Source organism: Bacteroides sp. AN502(2024) (genome assembly GCF_041227145.1).
Classification (GTDB): domain Bacteria; phylum Bacteroidota; class Bacteroidia; order Bacteroidales; family Bacteroidaceae; genus Bacteroides.
The window spans coordinates 90242-109151 of record NZ_JBGFSP010000003.1; the positions used below are offsets into that span (position 1 = coordinate 90242).

At 43.3% G+C, this 18910-nt stretch carries 8 protein-coding genes; all 8 read right to left on the reverse strand.

Annotated elements, in window-relative coordinates; all coding sequences use genetic code 11:
* Nucleotides 1-43 precede the first annotated feature (43 nt).
* Complete coding sequence (locus AB9N12_RS00405) at nt 44-3199, reverse strand: cyclically-permuted mutarotase family protein (protein ID WP_369888979.1); 3156 nt, start codon at nt 3197-3199, stop codon at nt 44-46.
* 66 nt (nt 3200-3265) lie between these two features.
* On the reverse strand, nt 3266-3973 hold the full coding sequence (locus AB9N12_RS00410; RefSeq protein ID WP_369892768.1) for an SGNH/GDSL hydrolase family protein: 708 nt from the start codon (nt 3971-3973) through the stop codon (nt 3266-3268).
* A gap of 165 nt (nt 3974-4138) precedes the next feature.
* Nucleotides 4139-6157: a family 20 glycosylhydrolase gene (locus AB9N12_RS00415; RefSeq protein WP_369888980.1), complete on the reverse strand. Its 2019-nt coding sequence runs from the start codon at nt 6155-6157 to the stop codon at nt 4139-4141.
* A gap of 23 nt (nt 6158-6180) precedes the next feature.
* Nucleotides 6181-7812 (reverse strand): BNR-repeat neuraminidase N-terminal domain-containing protein, encoded by a 1632-nt coding sequence (locus tag AB9N12_RS00420; RefSeq protein WP_369888981.1) that lies wholly within the window; start codon nt 7810-7812, stop codon nt 6181-6183.
* 246 nt (nt 7813-8058) lie between these two features.
* Complete coding sequence (gene nanU, locus AB9N12_RS00425) at nt 8059-9633, reverse strand: SusD family outer membrane lipoprotein NanU (protein ID WP_369888982.1); 1575 nt, start codon at nt 9631-9633, stop codon at nt 8059-8061.
* Nucleotides 9634-9662: 29 nt separating this feature from the next.
* Nucleotides 9663-12980 carry a SusC/RagA family TonB-linked outer membrane protein gene (locus tag AB9N12_RS00430; RefSeq protein ID WP_369888983.1) on the reverse strand — a complete coding sequence of 1106 codons (3318 nt, stop codon included), beginning with the start codon at nt 12978-12980 and terminating at the stop codon, nt 9663-9665.
* Between the two features lie 637 nt (nt 12981-13617).
* Nucleotides 13618-15252: a RagB/SusD family nutrient uptake outer membrane protein gene (locus tag AB9N12_RS00435; RefSeq protein ID WP_369888984.1), complete on the reverse strand. Its 1635-nt coding sequence runs from the start codon at nt 15250-15252 to the stop codon at nt 13618-13620.
* Between the two features lie 24 nt (nt 15253-15276).
* Nucleotides 15277-18570 carry a SusC/RagA family TonB-linked outer membrane protein gene (locus tag AB9N12_RS00440; protein ID WP_369888985.1) on the reverse strand — a complete coding sequence of 1098 codons (3294 nt, stop codon included), beginning with the start codon at nt 18568-18570 and terminating at the stop codon, nt 15277-15279.
* Nucleotides 18571-18910: the final 340 nt, after the last annotated feature.

An 18910-nucleotide genomic window follows, 5' to 3' on the forward strand; every position in this document is an offset into this window, starting at 1 on the left:
TGATAATCTAACAAAATGTTGACTACCTCCGTTATTCTTTTCATTATTCGACCGTTATCCTACTTATTTCGGAAGTGCGGACGCCCGGCTTCAATTCCCCGTTGATGTTGTAATATGTTTGGTTCCATCCCACTAATGACGCTCCGGCACGTGCCGTCTGCGGGGTACGGGCAACTTCCTGCCATGTATTCTGACGGATATTATATACTAATATCCGGTCATTGAATTGGTACCACTCGGCAGGATGCAGAAGATAATCTTTCTCCGGATGTTGAAGAGCAGCCAGAAATATATCCTTATTGACTCCTCCTGTACAAAGTATCAAGCTATCATTCATCGCAATAGCCGTCCCGCCCCCCAAAGATACAGCTTCACCGTTGTTTCCCGTCGGAGTGGCTACGCGAGTCCATTGCCGGGACGTGGATGAGTAGCAATAGCCATCCGTGGAAAGTGTGGCGGGCTTACCATCGGTGGAAGCGGCAAATCCGCCCCACAGATAGATACAGGCTTCACCATTCTTGTACAGTCCCGCACAGACAGGTTGTACACGCGACGCTCCGGGAAATTCGGGAAGTGATTGCCAACCGGCCTCAGTATTGTTTAAGTCAAGACAGAGAAAAGAGTTTGAAGGCTTTCCGTTTCTGTTTCCACCGGTGATAAAAAGTTGGCTACCGACTCGTGTTCCGTACATATTGTCTAAGGCGTAGGGTAAATCGGGTAGAGTTTCCAAGCATACTTTGCCTTTCTTCTCATCCCACCGGATTTTGTAAACGTCGGTCAATGCTCCGCGGTCGTTCATTCCGCCTGCACAGATCATACCGTCGGAACAAGATACGGAAACTCCGTATGCGGCACGTACAGGAAGCTCGCCTGCTTTTTTCCAAAGAAGTAGCGTATCAGGATTCATTTCCGCTACATAAATGCCTTGGTAGTATCTCTTTTTTCCACCCTCACTGGCAGGTGTTCCGGGGAAGTTACAACCACCGGCTATCAACAGCTTTCCACTCAGGATTCCCGCATAGCAGGCAGACACACCCGACTCAATCCCTTTCTCCGATTTCGGAAATCCTTTCATTTTCTGCAAACCAATGCTTTGGATAAACGGCTCCGGAGCTTCGGCTCTGAAGGTAGAAGCTGGTAGTCCTTCTTTATTTACCAGATTGGCCCGCGTGAAAGGCTGCCAGCCATACCGGACATACCGCGGATGCTTTACCTGTTCGCTATACACTTTGAGCTGTCCGGATTCTGTTCCGCCTCTCCCCTCTACCACTTCGGCAACCGCAGGGTAATAAAGACCATCCGTCTCGGCCACTTCAAACGTACGCAAAGATTGACCGTCGGAACTTCTCAAGCCTTCGCCATAATCAAAGGTTACATACACGGCACCTTCCCGAAAATCGGCTTGGCGGAATAACGGACCGGAAGGCAGTACATGACACATTCCATACGTCTTGTTCAACGCCCAACGCGCCAAGCGCTCTCCCACCGGCTTCTTATTTCTAGGATGAACATCCAACGAATCACCCCAATCACTTGATACTGTCATGCCCGTATTCGGTATTTCGTTCATCATCCTGCGCTGACTGTCGCGGAACCACGGCCAGGAAGGACGGGCGATACTGGAAAGTTGTACATAGTAGAATGGCAACGCCTCACTCCCCCAGTTTTTACGCCAACTGCCGATGAGCAATTTGAATAGTTTCTCGTGCGCCTCACGATTATGGGCATTCGATTCGCCTTGATACCAGATCACCCCTTTGATCGGGTATTGTTCCAATGGGCGGATTCCTGCTTCATACAGATAGCAAGGTTCGTAAGGATGACGTTGCAGCTTGTCTTCCGACTTCCGGATATTCAATGCAGCCCGTCCGCGCACCCAGTCTTGTATAAAATCATTATGTGTCCACTCTTTCAATATAGCCGGAAACTGATACTCCAGCGTATTCCGGTCCACCCACGATTCGGTAGGCGAACCGCCGATAGCGTTACAGATCAACCCCACCGGAACTTTCAAGCTATCCCGCAACATCCGGCCGAAATAATAAGCGATGGCCGAAAAACGGGCGGCATTGTCGGGAGTACAGACTGCCCATTCGGTATCCTTATAATATTGGAGGTGATTCAGGGAATCAAGGACGGAAGCGTCCCATTGCACCGCATCCGTACGCCAGCGTGCCTTCATGTCATACAGACGCAACTGTTCATCATCGGCTTGAGGGATCTCTTTCTTGCCCGTAGCAGCTTGTCGCAACATAAATTCCATATTCGACTGACCGGAACAGAGCCACACCTCTCCTGCCAGCACATGGGTATATTTCAAGGTTCTTTGAGAGGAAGAGATGGTCAACGTGTAGGGACCACCACCTTTCAACGGCGATAACTTCACCGACCATTTTCCATCCGGTGTAGCCTTCGTAGTCCACTGCTGACGGTCTATGCGAACTGTCACTTGTTCGCCGGCATCAGCTATCCCGTGAATCAGCAAGGGGGTATCACGCTGGAGAACCATATTATCCGTATATAACGGAGATACCTGCAAGCCGCCGTAATCTCCGGTAATGGCGGAATAAACCGTCTTTGCCATCATCGCAGCCCCTTCGGCAGCAGGATGAACAGCATCCGGCAGCAAGAAAGGATAAGGATAAAGCGGTTCGTGGAAATCTATCAACTGCACGCCGGCATAACGTGCCACCGTTTCGATCGCTGTCTGTATCTCACCGTGCCAGTCGCGGGTCCCCGAAAGGAAACGCTTATGACGGTCGGCAATCGGAGTCATTCGGGCAATGATGATCCGGGCATGAGGATTGGCCTTGCGGAATGTATCCATCAGATTCAAATAGTCGCTCACAAAAGAATCGCGATAGTTAGGCCAGTTACGAGGATCGGTATCATTGATTCCCAAATGGATGACCACAATATCTCCTGCAAAATCCAATGCCTTGCGATATTCCTCCTGTTGGGTATATGGGCGGTGTCCCTGATTGAGCAGGGTGGCACCGGGCTTCCCGAAGTTTTCGACCTCATACTGCTCTCCCAACAGTTTCTGTAACTGTACGGGATAAGATTGCGTGGTACGGTCGGCCAATCCGCTTCCGTAGGTAATGCTGTTTCCTACACAGGCCACTTTCGTCCGTTTTTGCTGAGCAGACAGTGCCCAACAGACGAACAAACAAACCGATAATATCCAAATCTTTTTCATCTATCTCTTTCCGGTATTTATTTCTTTTCGATTTTTGTTTCCTTGACTTTTATCTCCTTCCAATCTTTACTTCTTTCCGATGTAAGGTTTGACAATTTCCACCCATTTCCGATAGCCTTTTCCGAGAAGATGCAGTCCGTCATTCGTATAAGCAGTGTCCATCTTTCCGGTTTGCCCGTCTACAAAATGAGCGTACAAATCGATGTAAGTCACTCCCTCTTTTTCTGCCAGACGAACCAATCCCCTATTGATTTCGGGAACCACCTGCCAGCGCGAAGTATGCCCTTTGAACATACCGTAATGATCGGTCACCGGAAGAACACTTTGCAGATACAGCTTTGTCTTCGGCGAATCCGCCTTTATCTTTTGAACAATCAGGCCGATACGGGCTACAATGGTATCGGCGACAGTTCCCCGACTAACGTCATTAATGCCTATCAGAAGAAATATCTTAGCCGGTTTGCCTTTCAGAATAGCATCCAGCCGGTCATATACCCCCATACAGATATCCCCACTGATTCCGCGGTTCTTGACATGTTTGTTATGAAACAGCTCCGACCATTCGGCACCGTTCGTGATACTGTTTCCCAAGAAAATAATGTCATGGGAAGTGACAGGCAGTTCTTCAAACAAGGTGGCACGCTGGTAATAAAACGTAGAATATTTGCGTTCCTGCGCACGGCATACCCCTGCCAGAAACAATACGAGCACTACAAAAAAGAACTTCTTACAGCCTATTCCTTTTATGGGCTCATTGACATATCTGTTTTTCATTCTCACAACTCCTTTTTTCGTCATTGCACCTCTGTTTTCCATCATAAATATACTTTTTTTCGATTTTACACACTCGTTTTATGGTTTTCAACACCTTGTTTTCGATTTTGCACGTCTGTTTTACCCCGGCGTAGATCTATAAAAGCATTTTTCACCTATGCTTTGCTATTTCAAGGTCTTGTCCGGTGAATAAACAAGCCCGTCCAATGCTTTCCGACCGTCCGGATCAACAAAAACAGCTGTAAACATCCATTTTACCAACCGGACCTCGGGAGAAGTGAATTTGCCTACCGGCAATTTCATCAACACTTTATTCCACCCCTTTTGCAGATGAACCTCCAAAGGGGGACGCACTACACAGTTTTCGTTGCCCAAAGCGATTTCATTACTTTTAGTCCGGTGGGTGGCTGTCCACACGGGCGGCAATACCTCCTGCTCGTTGATCCAGATACGGCTCCCTTTATAGTCCCATTTCCCTTGCAAAGGGGGAAGGTCGGCCTCCGAACGGCTGTAATTCTGGAATTCAACCCACAGGCCGGCTGTCTGTTCTTTCAGCGAATAGACATAGGTGTAGGCATAGGCTGTATGGTTCTCTTCCGGTTCTTTATAGAATCCGGGAACAAGCGTTCCCCATACGTGCCGCAAGTAAATGCCGGCACCAATGGCAGGACGTACATGGTATGTCTTTCCTTCATACGTGTAACTATCCCGCAAGGACTCTTCCGGCGGGAAAGCCTTTGCCAAATCTCCTCCATTCGGGAAAGCGTCCGTAATGTTCCATTTCACATTTGTCTGACGGACGTATGCAAAAGGATAACCGGCAAAAGTATGTTCCTTATGCCACAACAGACGATGCTCAAAATCGGCGAAGTTTCTGAACAGCTCCGACTGTTCATCGGTAGGAAGCAATGTTCCGTTCTTATCAAAATATTCCGTTCCGCCACCTCTCCAGGCACGCTCTGCCACAGCCAACATGTTGGGATAGAAATTATTCTCAATAATCATCTCCCACTCGGTATGGATCAACCGGTCATTCCAAATAGCCAGAATGGTTCCTGCAAGGTCATCACTTCCCTGTTCCTGATTATATATACGGCTGTTGTACAATGCGATGATATCACCGAAGGTATCAAAATGGTTCAGGTAATGGAAACGTGAATCAATGGCGGGAATACCTTCCTGCGCCTTTCCACGATAACTCCATAGCTGGGTCATGTCTATTTCTCCGGGTTTGTAGTGCCAGCCCGGATTCCAAGAAATCACTTTCTTACCTTTGGAACGTACATAGGCCACCATTTCGGGAACAAAACGAGGGTTGGTAAACTTCACTTCATCTGTGCCGATATGCAAATAAGGTACATCAAACGTTTCACAGACTTCATCCAACAGGAGTTTTAATATCTTCATCCCTTCAGGGCTTTGCATATCGTGGCGGAAGGTACGTACAAAGGCTGCGCTGTGTCCCGGCATATCTATCTCGGGAATCAACATCACGTGATGTGCCTTGCAGAATGCGACCAGTTCTTTGGCTTCTTCCAGCGTGTAATATTTGCCGGGCATCCGGGTAGTGTTTGCACTATCGTTCAACATCGGGAATATCTTGCTTTCCAGTCGCCAGGACTGGTTTTCGGTCAGATGCCAATGGAAGACGTTGATTTTGAACTTAGCAAGTACGGCTATTTCACGCTTGAGCTCTTCGAGTGAAATGTAACTCCGCCCTACGTCCTGCATAAATCCGCGAATACGGAAAGCCGGCCAGTCGACGATTTCAGCTCCCCGAATCTGCATTTTTGAGTTCCTTTTCTCCGCCAGTTGCCTTAACGTCTGCAGGGCCCAATAAACACCACGTTGGGTAACGGCCTCAACGGTGATCCGCTTTTTTGTCACACTCAGCCGATAGGCTTCCTCCTGATTCATCGGTATTCCGAGGAGAGAAGGCAGCAGTTTCACGTCAATGCTGCCGGTTGCCTTCGGCGAGACAGTCCCTCCCATTTCAGAAACAAAAGCTTCCCACTCCTGCTGAAGCACAGGAGTGGAAAGCCGCACATTATTCACTTGAAACCAAGTATGAGAAGGGGTAAACTTTTGTGGTTGGGGGAGCAGGTGGCAATCACCTGCTTTTACCACAGAAATTGTGCATAAGTTAATTGTCAAAGATATGAATAATATGAATTTGTTTTTCATGATTACAGGTCGTGTGTATCACTTTATTTGATTATATCCTTCAACCGGATAGCCTGGAAAGTCATGTGGGCTACACTGCTTTCATACAGTATACCAACCGTCTCTTTGTCAATCATCGTCAGACAAGAATATCCCCATCCGTCACCTTCGTCCAACATCACCTGATGTTCGGGCAGCCAGGTGATACCACCGTCCAGACTTGCTTTGATGGTGATGTGGTGACGACCTTTCACCGTATTCGGGTTGGAGAATAAAAGAATATCCTTGTTCAACACATTCTCTTTCGCTTTTACGCTAATCAAACTTGCCATACAAACCGGCTCCTGCAAAGCTTTGCGGGAAGAAGAGTGTTCTGTCCAGGTCTTGCCCAAATCCTTGGTGATAGCAACAGCACGACTGCCGCCACGGTTATCTCTCATGTTCAGCATCAATACGCCCGGTTCTACTTCCGCTACCTGGGCTTCTGTTGTATTGGTACGTGCGTAATTATGGATTTTCCATGTTTCGCCACGGTCTTTGCTATACATGATTCCCGCATTCGGAACACGGGTAGAATCGATAAACTGAATCGGGAATACCAGTGTACCGTCTTGCATGGTGATGCCGCGTCCCGGCCCTTGCAGCAGGAAATACCAGGAAGGATCTTTCACCTGTTCTGTGATATTAATAGGCTTCGACCATGTTTTACCGTCGTCCGTACTCTTGGACATTACTAACTGGGCCGTATGATTCATATCCATTCCCGGATAAGAACTCCACCAGGCACGCTGATTCCCCATCCCATGTGTCCAAGCTGCTACCACCCACACTGTATTGGTCTGGGTATCCACCAGAATCGAAGGGTCGCCGACACCATTCTGCGCAGCAGGGAGATCGCCCGTTTCACCGAAAGCCAAGGGCAAACGCATCTTCTCCCAGGTTTTACCACCGTCTACGCTGCGGCTCAAACCTACGTCTACATGTTCCTGCAAATCGGCACTGTTATTATAACGTACATCATATACGCCCAGCAACGTCCCCTTATTGGTCGTTGCCAGTCCCGGAATACGGAAGGCTGCCGAACCGTCGTCACCGGCATGACGTACACCCACTCCTACCCTATGAGCTATATTTTCCGGGGAAACTGTATGCACAAGGGCTGCTTTACCATCCATCTTGACTGTTACAACATCAGCCGAAATCTTATCGAGCAAAGAAGCATCCGGCTTCATTTGCAAACTAATCCAGAAATAATTGATTCCGGGGAAAAGTCTCTGGTCGGCTTTCAAGGTGACTTCCCGCTTCGGATGATCCACTTGCGACTTATGAATCGAATAGGAAAGATTCGCCGACAATGTCTTTCCCGGTGTATGACTGGAAATGTAAAATACGGGAGCGAAGAGATTCTTACCGTAGTTTTGACGGGCTTCCGTCCCACTATAATATAACTTAACGGACTGTATATCCGCCAAATTCACCTCCTTGCCAAAATTTAAAATCACTTCATCCAAAGTACGACTCTCTTTGGCGTTCAAACGCAACATAAACAACACATTGTCTTGTCGTTCAATCAAAACAGGGATCTGAGTTTCACGCACAAATACAGTATCCGATGCCATTGACTGCAAAAATCCGCAGAAAGAAAAGATGATTACTAGAAATAGATTCTTCTTCATGGTATTATTTAAATGTTTTAGGCCACAAATATATAAAAAATATAATAAATGACCGTCATATTAATAAAACAATTTATTATAAAAAGCTGAATTTATAAAACCAAGAAAGAGAGGCTGTCTAACAAGCCATATCTTAACAATTTCACCCCTGCCAAAACATATTCTGGCAGGGGTGATTTTCTATTTCTGAGACTTGTTAAACAGCCCCTCTCCTTATTTTTCAGTTATGCGACTAACTAAAAAACATCAATCGCGATAGCCTTCGGTCTGTTCCAACTCATCGTTATTAGTCAGTGTATTCGCATCAATCGGCCATAACAACCGCTTTTCATTGGCTGTAGAATATTTGGACGTATAGCCTAACGTGCGCAGATCGTACCAGCGTTTTCCTTCATACATAAATTCACGCAAACGTTCTTTCAGAATTGCTTCAATAGGGTCATCATCACCTGCCATAAACGGATTGTCGGAATAAAAATCACCGCCTTTTTCATTCGGATAGGCCACCGTTGCTTTATTTGCCTCGAAATAAGTTTCACCGTAGGCACGCTTACGGACTGTATTAATTTCCGTAGTGATATCTTCGCCTAACAAAGCTTTGGCTTCTGCCAAAAGCAGTAGGCAATCGGCATACCGATAAATAGGATAATCGTCTATCCATGCACGCTCTGAGCTACCGGGCAACATCGTACCTTGGAATTTATAAGGAATACAAGCCTTATATACCAGGTCTTCCCCATTTTTCGTATAAACAGCTTTCACCGAACCGGCTTTACGAGTATCCCCCTCACGGAATACTTTATAAAAGAAATCTCCCTTAATCTGAAGTCTTATCAAACCATTCATTTCAGCCTCTTTCGTATGAGCATACGAAACTCCATTCTCATCAAAATAATTGCCGGAAGTCATGTAAGCCTGCTGAGGAACAAGATTATTTCTATAATTGGTATTTCCCCACAGATTATACTCATCACGTCCGTTATGAATGGTGAAGATTATTTCTTTATTTTTCTTGTTGGCAAAAGCGAAAACATCAGTAAAGTGGTCTTCCAGACCGATACCCGGACAATTGTTCACTTCCTGCAAAGCCCCTTTAGCAATGCGGTAGTCGGCATCACCGCCACCCATTTGCTTGCCACTCCACAAGTATACTTCACCTTTCAGCATTTTTGTAGCTCCCAACGACCAATAATGTTTTCCGAACTTATAGGAATAATCGCCCTTAAATGCCGCCTCAGACGCAGCAATGTCTTCTTTGATACGGGCCATCACGTCCTTTGCCGGAGAAGCAGCCTTCTGTATATTTGCCAAATCAATGGTCGAGCCACTGGTGTAAGTCAAATGCAGAATGACATCTCCCCATGAGCGGAGCAAGTGAAAGTAAAGGAAAGCACGCATTCCATAAGCTTCTCCCAAATAATAGTTCTTGGTGGCTTCGGCCAGCAATCCGGTTTCTTCCGTTTTGGCAATCATCAGGTTTATCTGATTGATAACTCCATACAAATTGGCAAAATTGCTGAGTCCTACGTTTTCCCTGTTCAGCGAATTAGCGGGGAAGATTTCCATGCCCTGAGTTGCCTCACCACCGAACGGTGTATCACCATAGATATCGGCACGAGGCTCACCCAATATGAAAAAATTGTAAGAACGCTCTCTGAGTTGTGCATGCAAACCTACATTGAAAGCACTGAAGTGCGTGTCGCTCTTCCAATAGTTGGCATCGGTTATTGTACTTTCCGACTCCAGATCCAAAGAGTTACATCCTGTCAGGAAAGGCAGCAAAGCTGCGCTTGCCCATAAATATTTGAATATATTTTTCATAATTCTATTCCTTTTTAAGTCCTTTTAAATTAGAATGTTAGAGATAAACCGAACAAGAGTGTTCTTGGAGTAGGATAACGCCCATTGTCGATACCGCGAGCGTATGTGGTCGATACGGCAGGCTCAGGAGATACACCGCTATATCCGGTTACATAGAATAAGTTCTGACCTGTCATATATACAGATGCCTCTGACAGATGTGCCTTACTGATAAGTGATTTGGGCAACTGATAGCTTAGTGTGATTTCACGCAATGCCAGATAATCCCCTTTTTCGTAATAACGAGAACTATTATTGTCGGCAGCCGTTGAAGCATTATTAGAACGAGTGATATTCTTTTTACTCAACTGGTCAGCATAGTAGAATTTTGTCAGATCTGAATTCGGATTTGCTTCGCTCCACATATCTTTTACATCCGTAATGATGTTGAATTGTCCCTGATATTGTCCTAAAGAACGCGCCTTCAAGTCGTTATACAACGTATGTCCCAAAGCATAGTCGAAACGAGCATACAACGACAAGCCTTTATATCCGAAAGTAGTGGAAAAACCACCGGTAATGTTCGGGAAGATATTACCCATGATAGAACGGTCGTAACCATTGATTATGTTATCGCCATTGATGTCTTCCCAGCATGCATCACCCGGTTCAATAGGCTGCCATCCGGCAGATTCTTTGTATTTCTTACCGGTAACAGGATTGATCTGATCAGCTAATCCCGGACCATACAAGTTAGCCACTTCGTCAATCCGAAGATTAGCATGTTCTTTTACATCGTCCCAGTCTCTAAACACGTGCAACTGCTTGTAGCCTACCAGCTCGCCCAGTTTACCACCTTCTTGGCGACCGGCGATCCATTTTTTGGGGAATTCGCCATTAGCATCTACTTTGCCGGCAGCCACTTCATAACCACCCACGCGATTGTTCTCAACTCCGTTATAAGGCAATGCTATGATTTTATTGGCAACTGAAGTGATATTAGCACTCATGTCCCAAGTGAAACCACCTTTATTGATAATGTTTGCTTTCACTTCTGCTTCAAAACCGGAGTTACGCAATGTACCCATATTAGTAACAATATCCGAGAATCCGGTATATCCGGGCAACGCCTGCTTAGTCAGCAAATCTTTTGTACGACGACTGTAGAAGTCGAGAATAAAAGAAAGTCTGTTCTGTAGGAATCCGATATCCAATCCCACCTCAAAGGTCTGGCTCTGCTCCCAGCGCAAGTTGGTATTGAGCAATTTCGAATTATAAAGAGCCGTTGCCCCGGCATAAGTTTTAGCTTCTACCTGTGCATATTCTCCATAGACTTCAAAGTTTTTGATACCATTAACATTACCGTTCACACCGTAACTGAGACGCGGTTTCAAATTGGAAATGACATCGGACACTTTGGATTCTTTCCAGAAATCTTCTTCCATGATATTCCACCCTACAGATATTCCCGGGAAGAATCCCCAACGATTGTCTTTCAAACGAGAAATTCCGTCATAACGAGCCGTGAAAGACAACAGATATTTCATGTTGTAGTTATAATTAACACGACCGAAACCGGAAAGAATACGATAAGCCGTTTTCTCCGTACGAGTGAAAGTCCTTTCAGAACCGACATTCAAGGTTGCGACATCGTCTGTAGGAGAACCTTGAGTTTTAGCTTCCATATCAAACTGATTGTACGTATAATACTCTCCGCCAATCATTGCATCCAAGTTATGCTTTTCGGCAAATGTCTTGGTATATGTCAATGAAGCATTAAGCTGAATCTGATTGTACTTTTGAATCCAAGCTTCCGCATTGCGAGTTGTATTGGGAGTAGAAGATGTCTGCGTTTGATATGCCTTGTCAAATTTCTCTCTCTGATACTGATAGTTCAATAAAGAAGCATTTCCATTCAACACCAGTTCCTTTGGAAGAATATCCAACGTGAAACCCATGTTATAAGTAGTACGTCCTGTACTGTTCTTTTGTGTCAGACGGTCGCGGTAGTAAGCAGGGTTGCCATCTCCGGTACCTCCTCCCGATGCAGGAGAACCGTCTTCCATCCAAGGATTCCATGTAGGACGCTGTGAACGTGTACGATAGAAGAACTCATACGTACCAATCCACAACTCCGGTCTCGTTGACCATACATAAGATACTCCAGCTTTCACATTCAGGAAAGGAAATATCTTATATGTTCCATTGAACGAACCGCTGAAACGTTTAAAACCCGTTCCTTTAATCATACCGTCTTCATTATAGTATCCCAGACTACTTGCAAAGGTGCTTTTCTCATTACCGCCTGTAATATTCATGTAATGGTCCTGCGTAATGGCACTGTTGCTAAACACCTCCTCGTCCAACTGTCCACTATAATCTCTAAACAACAGTTGCTTTCCCTCATAATAAGGGTCGTTCATTACAGACCACCCTTCATCTTTAAGATGAGCTGTTTCATCTGTCAGATAACGGATATCGTATAATGCATTACCCACACCATATCCTGCCTGTGCATCTACATCGGTTAATTTAAAGCCTCCCTCTCTTGCCTGGTTGCTGCGAAGCATACCCAGACGATTGTAATAGATATAGTCTTCCGCATTTACAAAATCATATCCTTTACGGGTAAAGTTCTTACCAATCTTGAACTTGTAATTGACAGACGTTTTTCCTTCCTTTCCACTTTTCGTTTCAATCAGGATAACACCACCGTTCGCACGAGCTCCGTAAATAGCCGTAGAAGCCGCATCTTTCAGAATTTGAATCGATTCGATATCAGAAGGGTTGACATCCGACATACTGTTACGTACGATACCATCCACAACAACCAAAGCATTGCTGTTATCACCAGTGATAGTCGCTCCACCACGTAATGTAATATCCGGATTTGTACCCGGCTGACCGGTAGTATTTACCACCCGAAGTCCTGTCACTGACCCCTGCAAAGACTGGCCGGCGTTACTAAATGCCGCATTCTTCAACACGGTATTGTCTAGCTTTGAAATTGCAGTCGTCAACGTGGCACGTTTCTGAGAGCCACCATAACCTGTAACTACCACTTCATCCAAAACTTCTGTGTCATCCTGTAAAATGACATTCAACATTTGTCCGGCAAACTTAACTTCCTGTGTTTTATAACCGACAAAAGATATTTGGATCATATCTCCGTCCTTCACATTACTTAAGGCAAATTTACCATCCATATCCGTAATGGTACCATTTGTGGTACCTTTCACAATTACGGACGCACCGATAACAGTCTCACCCGCCTGATCAGTAACCACACCTGTAGCAGTTTTTGTCTGTGCCATAGCCCCTATCAAGCCAAATAAGCACAACACCAACAAAAAGATGTTTCTTTTCATAAGTATTACTTTTAATTAATAAAAAAGATTTGTTCACACATCTCACCTAAGTTCGATTAGAACTCAGATGAGTTTTTATATAAGGATTTCTTCTGTTTCATTGATACATTTAGGATTAACTATCCATATCTATTTCTTAATACGCCGCAAATATACAAACATTATTAATAATAGCAAGTAAATTAATAAATTATTTTATTTATAAACGCTATTAAGTTAGGATTCTTTAATTAAATTACGTTGTTAATACTATGCCTGCATATTCATTCATCAAGTAAATAATGGGTATTCCTTTGGAAGTTATTTTTTCATATTGCAATTACAATAGCTGAATTTGCAGGAAAAACCACAACTATTTCCGAAAGATAAGTTCTAATCGAACTTAGGCATTTATCGGAAAAACACTATCCATCAAAACTTATCAAGAAAACCATTTCTACCTCAGAAAAGTGCCGCTTATCAAATTCTTAGGAAGACAAAACTAATAAGGTTCGAATACTCGTATAATGATAAACAGGATAAACAAAACCGAATCATGGACATAAGTAAGTAGAAATAGACACCACAAATGAAAGAAAAAAGCGGGACAGGTAGAATGGGTACCTGTCCCGCTTTTTCATCACCATATACCCTCTTTTTATTCCGGCTGATGCTTATACGTATCGTATCCTGGTGTCTGATAAATCAACGGGTCGTTTCCCAGCAGAGTAACATCCACTGGCCAAAGCACTTTATGAGTTTCCGTAGCCTTGTCCAGCACGGGCTGATCGGTACCGATGCTTCCTTCTTTACAGAAAACAAGGTGTTCGCCACCCTTAGTCAGAGTCATACGACGAAGATCCCACCAGCGCTGTCCTTCCTGTACAAACTCTTTATCTTTCTCATGAAGTATAGCTAATTCATTCGTCGTGAAATCTGCGTTTTTATAACCATAAATTTCTTCATCCCAATTACTGCCATAAGCGCGCTCACGAACCTTGTTTATATAGGTAGCGACATCCCCTCCTTGCATATTTTCTATTTCAGCAAGCGTCAACCATACCCATGGCAAACGATAAATGATGTAATCACCGCAATAGACACGTGTTCCAGCAGAATTCACATAACCGATATTCTTGCATACATGTGTGCCATGTAAAGACAGTTCTCCGGTATCTGCATCCTTGTTATAGGAAGCTATAAATGTAGCATCCTTACGAGTATCTTCGTCATCAAAACTATTATAAAGTTCGATTTTGTATTCCAATTGCTGGCTACCGGTACTACCGATATTCAATGCATCCAGAAACTTTTCCCCGTCTTTCTTATATCGATCTTTCGTACTACCTGTAGCCATAGCGTAAGTGAATAAGTTATTATTATTGGTAGCCTCTCCCTCGGCATAACGGATTGCAAAGATCACCTCTTTATTACCTTTATTATTTTTAGCCTCAAAAACATCCGCAAACTTATCCATTCGTTCAATGCCATAATTATTCAGCACATAGAGCAAATGCTGTTTGGCAATAGCTAAGTTACTTTCATCGGCAACATCATCGCCAGTAGTCACTTTGGATGTCCACAGATATACTTCTCCCATCAGACACTCTGTGGCAGCTTTGGACCAATATCCTTTTTTATTTCCTCTGTTATTGGGGTCAAAAGAATTGTTATCTCCAAAACACTCCAACGATTTATCCAAATCTTTCTTTATTTGTACCATCACTTCCCGCGGAGTCGCACGTCCTAAATAAAGCAAGTTAGGGTCGATTACACCTTCCACCACATCTGCCGTAAGCCGTAATGGAACACCGCCATACGTACGATACAAATCAAAGTAATAAAATGCTCTCAAGCCGTAAGCCTGTCCTAAATAATATCCTTTCTTTGCCTCACTGATATAGGTAGCATCTGTCACACGGGCAATAAAGAGGTTAATATTGGTAAGACGTCCGAAAATATCCCCAAATTTTGAAACTCCGGTATGCGCCTCGTCAAAGTTCTGGAGTTTAATATCTCCATACAACATACCCATTCCATCCGCACTGGTACCGGCGGGCCTCAAATTTCCTCCACGTGCTTCTCCCCATAAAAAGGTATGCTGGAACGTTGCATCACGCAGATGTTTATGAATCCCATCCATATATCCGATCACGTGTGCTTCGTTTTTCCAATACGAACCACTTCCATAGTAATCAATAGGAAAAAGTTCCAACTTGTCGGCACAAGAAATACACATTCCTCCCGTTACAGCTACAAACAGTGCAGCAGATAATATATTTTTTTTCATCATTCTTTTCTTTAAAAAATTATTCACTTAAAACGTCACATTTAATCCGAATAAAAGAGTTTTCGGCAAGGCATATCCCGAACCGGCATTGGAAACTTCAGGAGTAGCCACATTAGCAGAGGTTATATAACCCAAATTCTGTCCGGTAATAGACACATCCACTTTCTGACAAAAGATCTTTTTAGCCCACATCTGGGGAAGCGAATAAGTGAGAGACAACTCACGGATAGCCAGATAATTACCCTTATAAGCAAACATTGTCGAATTACGGGTATAGTTGGCATTCGTCAAAACGTCAGCATAGACATACCGCGGGTATTTAGCATTCGGATTGTCTTCCGACCATGTATTATATACATCTTTTGTCGTATTATAAGTACCTTGCGCGCAAGCAAGGAATGTCTCTGGAGTCGTATGATCATAAATCCAATAATCCAATGCAAAATCAAAACGTCCGTAAAGTTGCAGATTCTTCCAACGCAGTGTCGTATTAAACCCACCTGTCCAATGCGGAATCGTATTACCTAATTCCACTTGGTCATACTGATCGATGATATTATCACCATTGATATCTCTCCATTTCATATCACCAGGCATAATAGGCAAAGCATTCTTTTGTTGCTGTTTTGTCAGTTTTCCCCATGCTTCAGGACCATACATCTTTTTACCGTAATAATTTCCAGATACTACCACCAAATCCACGGGTATCTCATCCCAACTACGATATATGCCTTCAGACTGATAAACAACCATTGTACCTGGTTCCATACCTACCTGAGTACCACCGACCCAACGCTTCACATATTCAATCTCACCATTCTCGTTCGTTATTTTTTCTCCCGTATAGATCTGTCGTCCACCTTGTCGGTTACGCTCCAATCCATTGTCTGGTAAAGAAATTACTTTATTTTTATTGTATGCAATATTCCCCGACATACTCCATTTCCAATCTTTCGTATCAATAATCTTTCCGGAAAGTTCTATTTCCATACCTCTGTTACGAAATTTTCCATTATTATTTTTTATAGAGGAAAAACCTGTTGTTGAAGGCAGACTAAAGTCGGCATACTTATCTGAAGTCAAACGATTATAAAAAGTAAAGTTGGCATTCAACCGATTATCAAAGAAGCTCAAATCCAAGCCGACTTCAGCTGTTTTTGTTTTTTCCCATCTCAAACCGGGGTTTGGCAGTAAACCTATCAGAAAACCCGTATTACCATTATAAGCCGCCGAGCCGTAAGAACCTTGCAACGTGTAAGCGCCAATTCCTGTTGCATTACCATTCACACCATAGCTGGCACGTAATTTACCAAACGACAGAAAAGGAACAGCATTTTTAACAAACTGCTCTTGCCCAAAAATCCAACCAGCCGAAAGTCCTGGAAAAAATCCCCAACGATTATCTCCCAATAAAGAAGAATAACCATCATGCCGGAACACTGCCGAAAGCAGATACCTCCCTTTATAATCATAATTCAATCGCCCAAAGTATGACAAAATACGATATTGTTCATGCCAAGAATCGATAGTGCGCTTTTTCTCACCATTATTTGTTAAAGCCAAATCCGCGAAATCATCTGTCGGAGCACCGGAACCTGCAGCCGAGAATCCACGTTTCTCATTCGCATAATACTCCATTCCTAACATAAGGTTTGCATGATGGTCTTTTAGAAATGTTTGCGAATAATTCAATACCGCATTATAGGTCTGTGCAAAATTACGCTCAAATTTAGCGGACGTACTACGATCTGACTTGTATTTGTTAGTCAGCATATTTTCCAGATAATCTTTAGTAAAGCTTTCATATAATCCTTCTGAATAATACCAATTGGCAGCTCCCTTTATAAATAATTCTTTCATTATATCTATTTGGAAAGACTGGCTCATCGTAAACTTATCTGTTTGATTAAAGTTTGTCCATTTCTCCGGCTGGAAAGCCTGATTACCATCTGCGACATTCGGTCCTAAAGTATAGTTACCTTCCTCATCTTCAAAACGCGCAGTAGGTGGCGTAGACATAATACGCCCAAAATAATTCCCTTCACTCGTATTGGATCCCGGCATATTTTTCCAGTTCGCACGATTATAATTAAAATTCGAAGTCGATGTCAACCAGTCTGTAACGTTATAACTTGCATTCAAAACAAAACTATATCGCTCATAATAGGTCTCAACAGGCAATCCTTCCTGACGATTATATCCAATACCGGCATAATAGGTAGCCTTATCACCACCACCAGACATATTTACATTATAATCTTGCGAAAAAGAAGGATTATTCACGTTATAATCGGCAGGATTGATATCCTTATAGATAATTGTCTGGGTCGGGTCAAGAGGATCTATCATCTCTTTCCATCCATGCTTTTGGACCAAATAAGCGTTATCCGCAGTTTTCCCCATCACGTTCCATGTTGATTTGCCTAATACATTTCCCAAACCGAAAGGAGACGCCCCTGTCAGATTTGACAAAGGTGCTATTGAGACATATTCTCCGTCACTACAGTGATAACCGGACTTTGAGTAGGTAGTACGTAAAGTGCTGATAAATTCTTCTCCATTCAAAAATTCATACGGATTATTAATATAATTCAACCCCAACTTAACCTTCAGATTGATCTCACGATGCCCTTTTTTTCCGCTCTTTGTAGTGACAAGAATTACACCGTTGCATGCACGGGCACCATACAAAGCCGTTGCTCCCGCATCTTTTAAGACTTCCATAGATTCGATGTCTTCAGGATTTATATCATGCAATCCATCACGCAATTGACCGTCAACAATAACCAATGGGGATCCCGATCCATTAAAATTCGTACCACCACGAAGAACAATAGTCGGAGTAGCACCGGGGCTTCCCGAAGCTTGTGTCACTTTCAAACCGGCAACTGCACCCGAAAGCGCTTGAGCCGGATTAGAAAACAAACCAACCTTCAATGATTCTTCATTTACTTTAGAAATAGAATTGGTAACCTTTGTACGTAATTGTTTGCCTCCATAACCTGTTACAACAACTTCTTCCAACATTTCGGAATCTTCTTTCATTTGAATCTTCAAAGAAGTCCTTCCTTTTAAATCAATCGTTTGCGCTTGATACCCGATATACGAAACTTTAATTTTTCCATTCGAATTCACAGTTAAGGTAAATTTACCATCAATGTCAGTAATGATACCATTTGTCGTACCTACCTCGACAACACTCGCTCCGATGATTGGCTCACCAGTAGCATCACTCACCACTCCAGCAATTGTTTTTGTCTGAGCCACAGCTCCGATAGAACAGAAAAGACACAGCACAAATAAAAGAATGCTTTTTTTCATAAGTATTACTTTTTGTCAATAAATCAATTTATTTAAATATTTACCCAAGTTCAATTGGAACTTAGCTAATTTCTTTATTAATATTCTCTTGCTTTTATAGTTAACCTATCGTTTAATAAGTAAATATGCCATCATAATTGCTGCAAATATACACGTATTATTAATAATGCCAAACTGTTTAATAAATTATTTTTTGTATATACGCTTTATAATTAAAAAAATAATTATCAAATGAATGATCAAAAGAACATATGAAACGGCATAAAGGGTAGAAAGAAGAAAGGCTGAAAAATGCTTTTTTGTTTTTGTGAAAGCTGATTTAACGGAAGAGAATAAATAT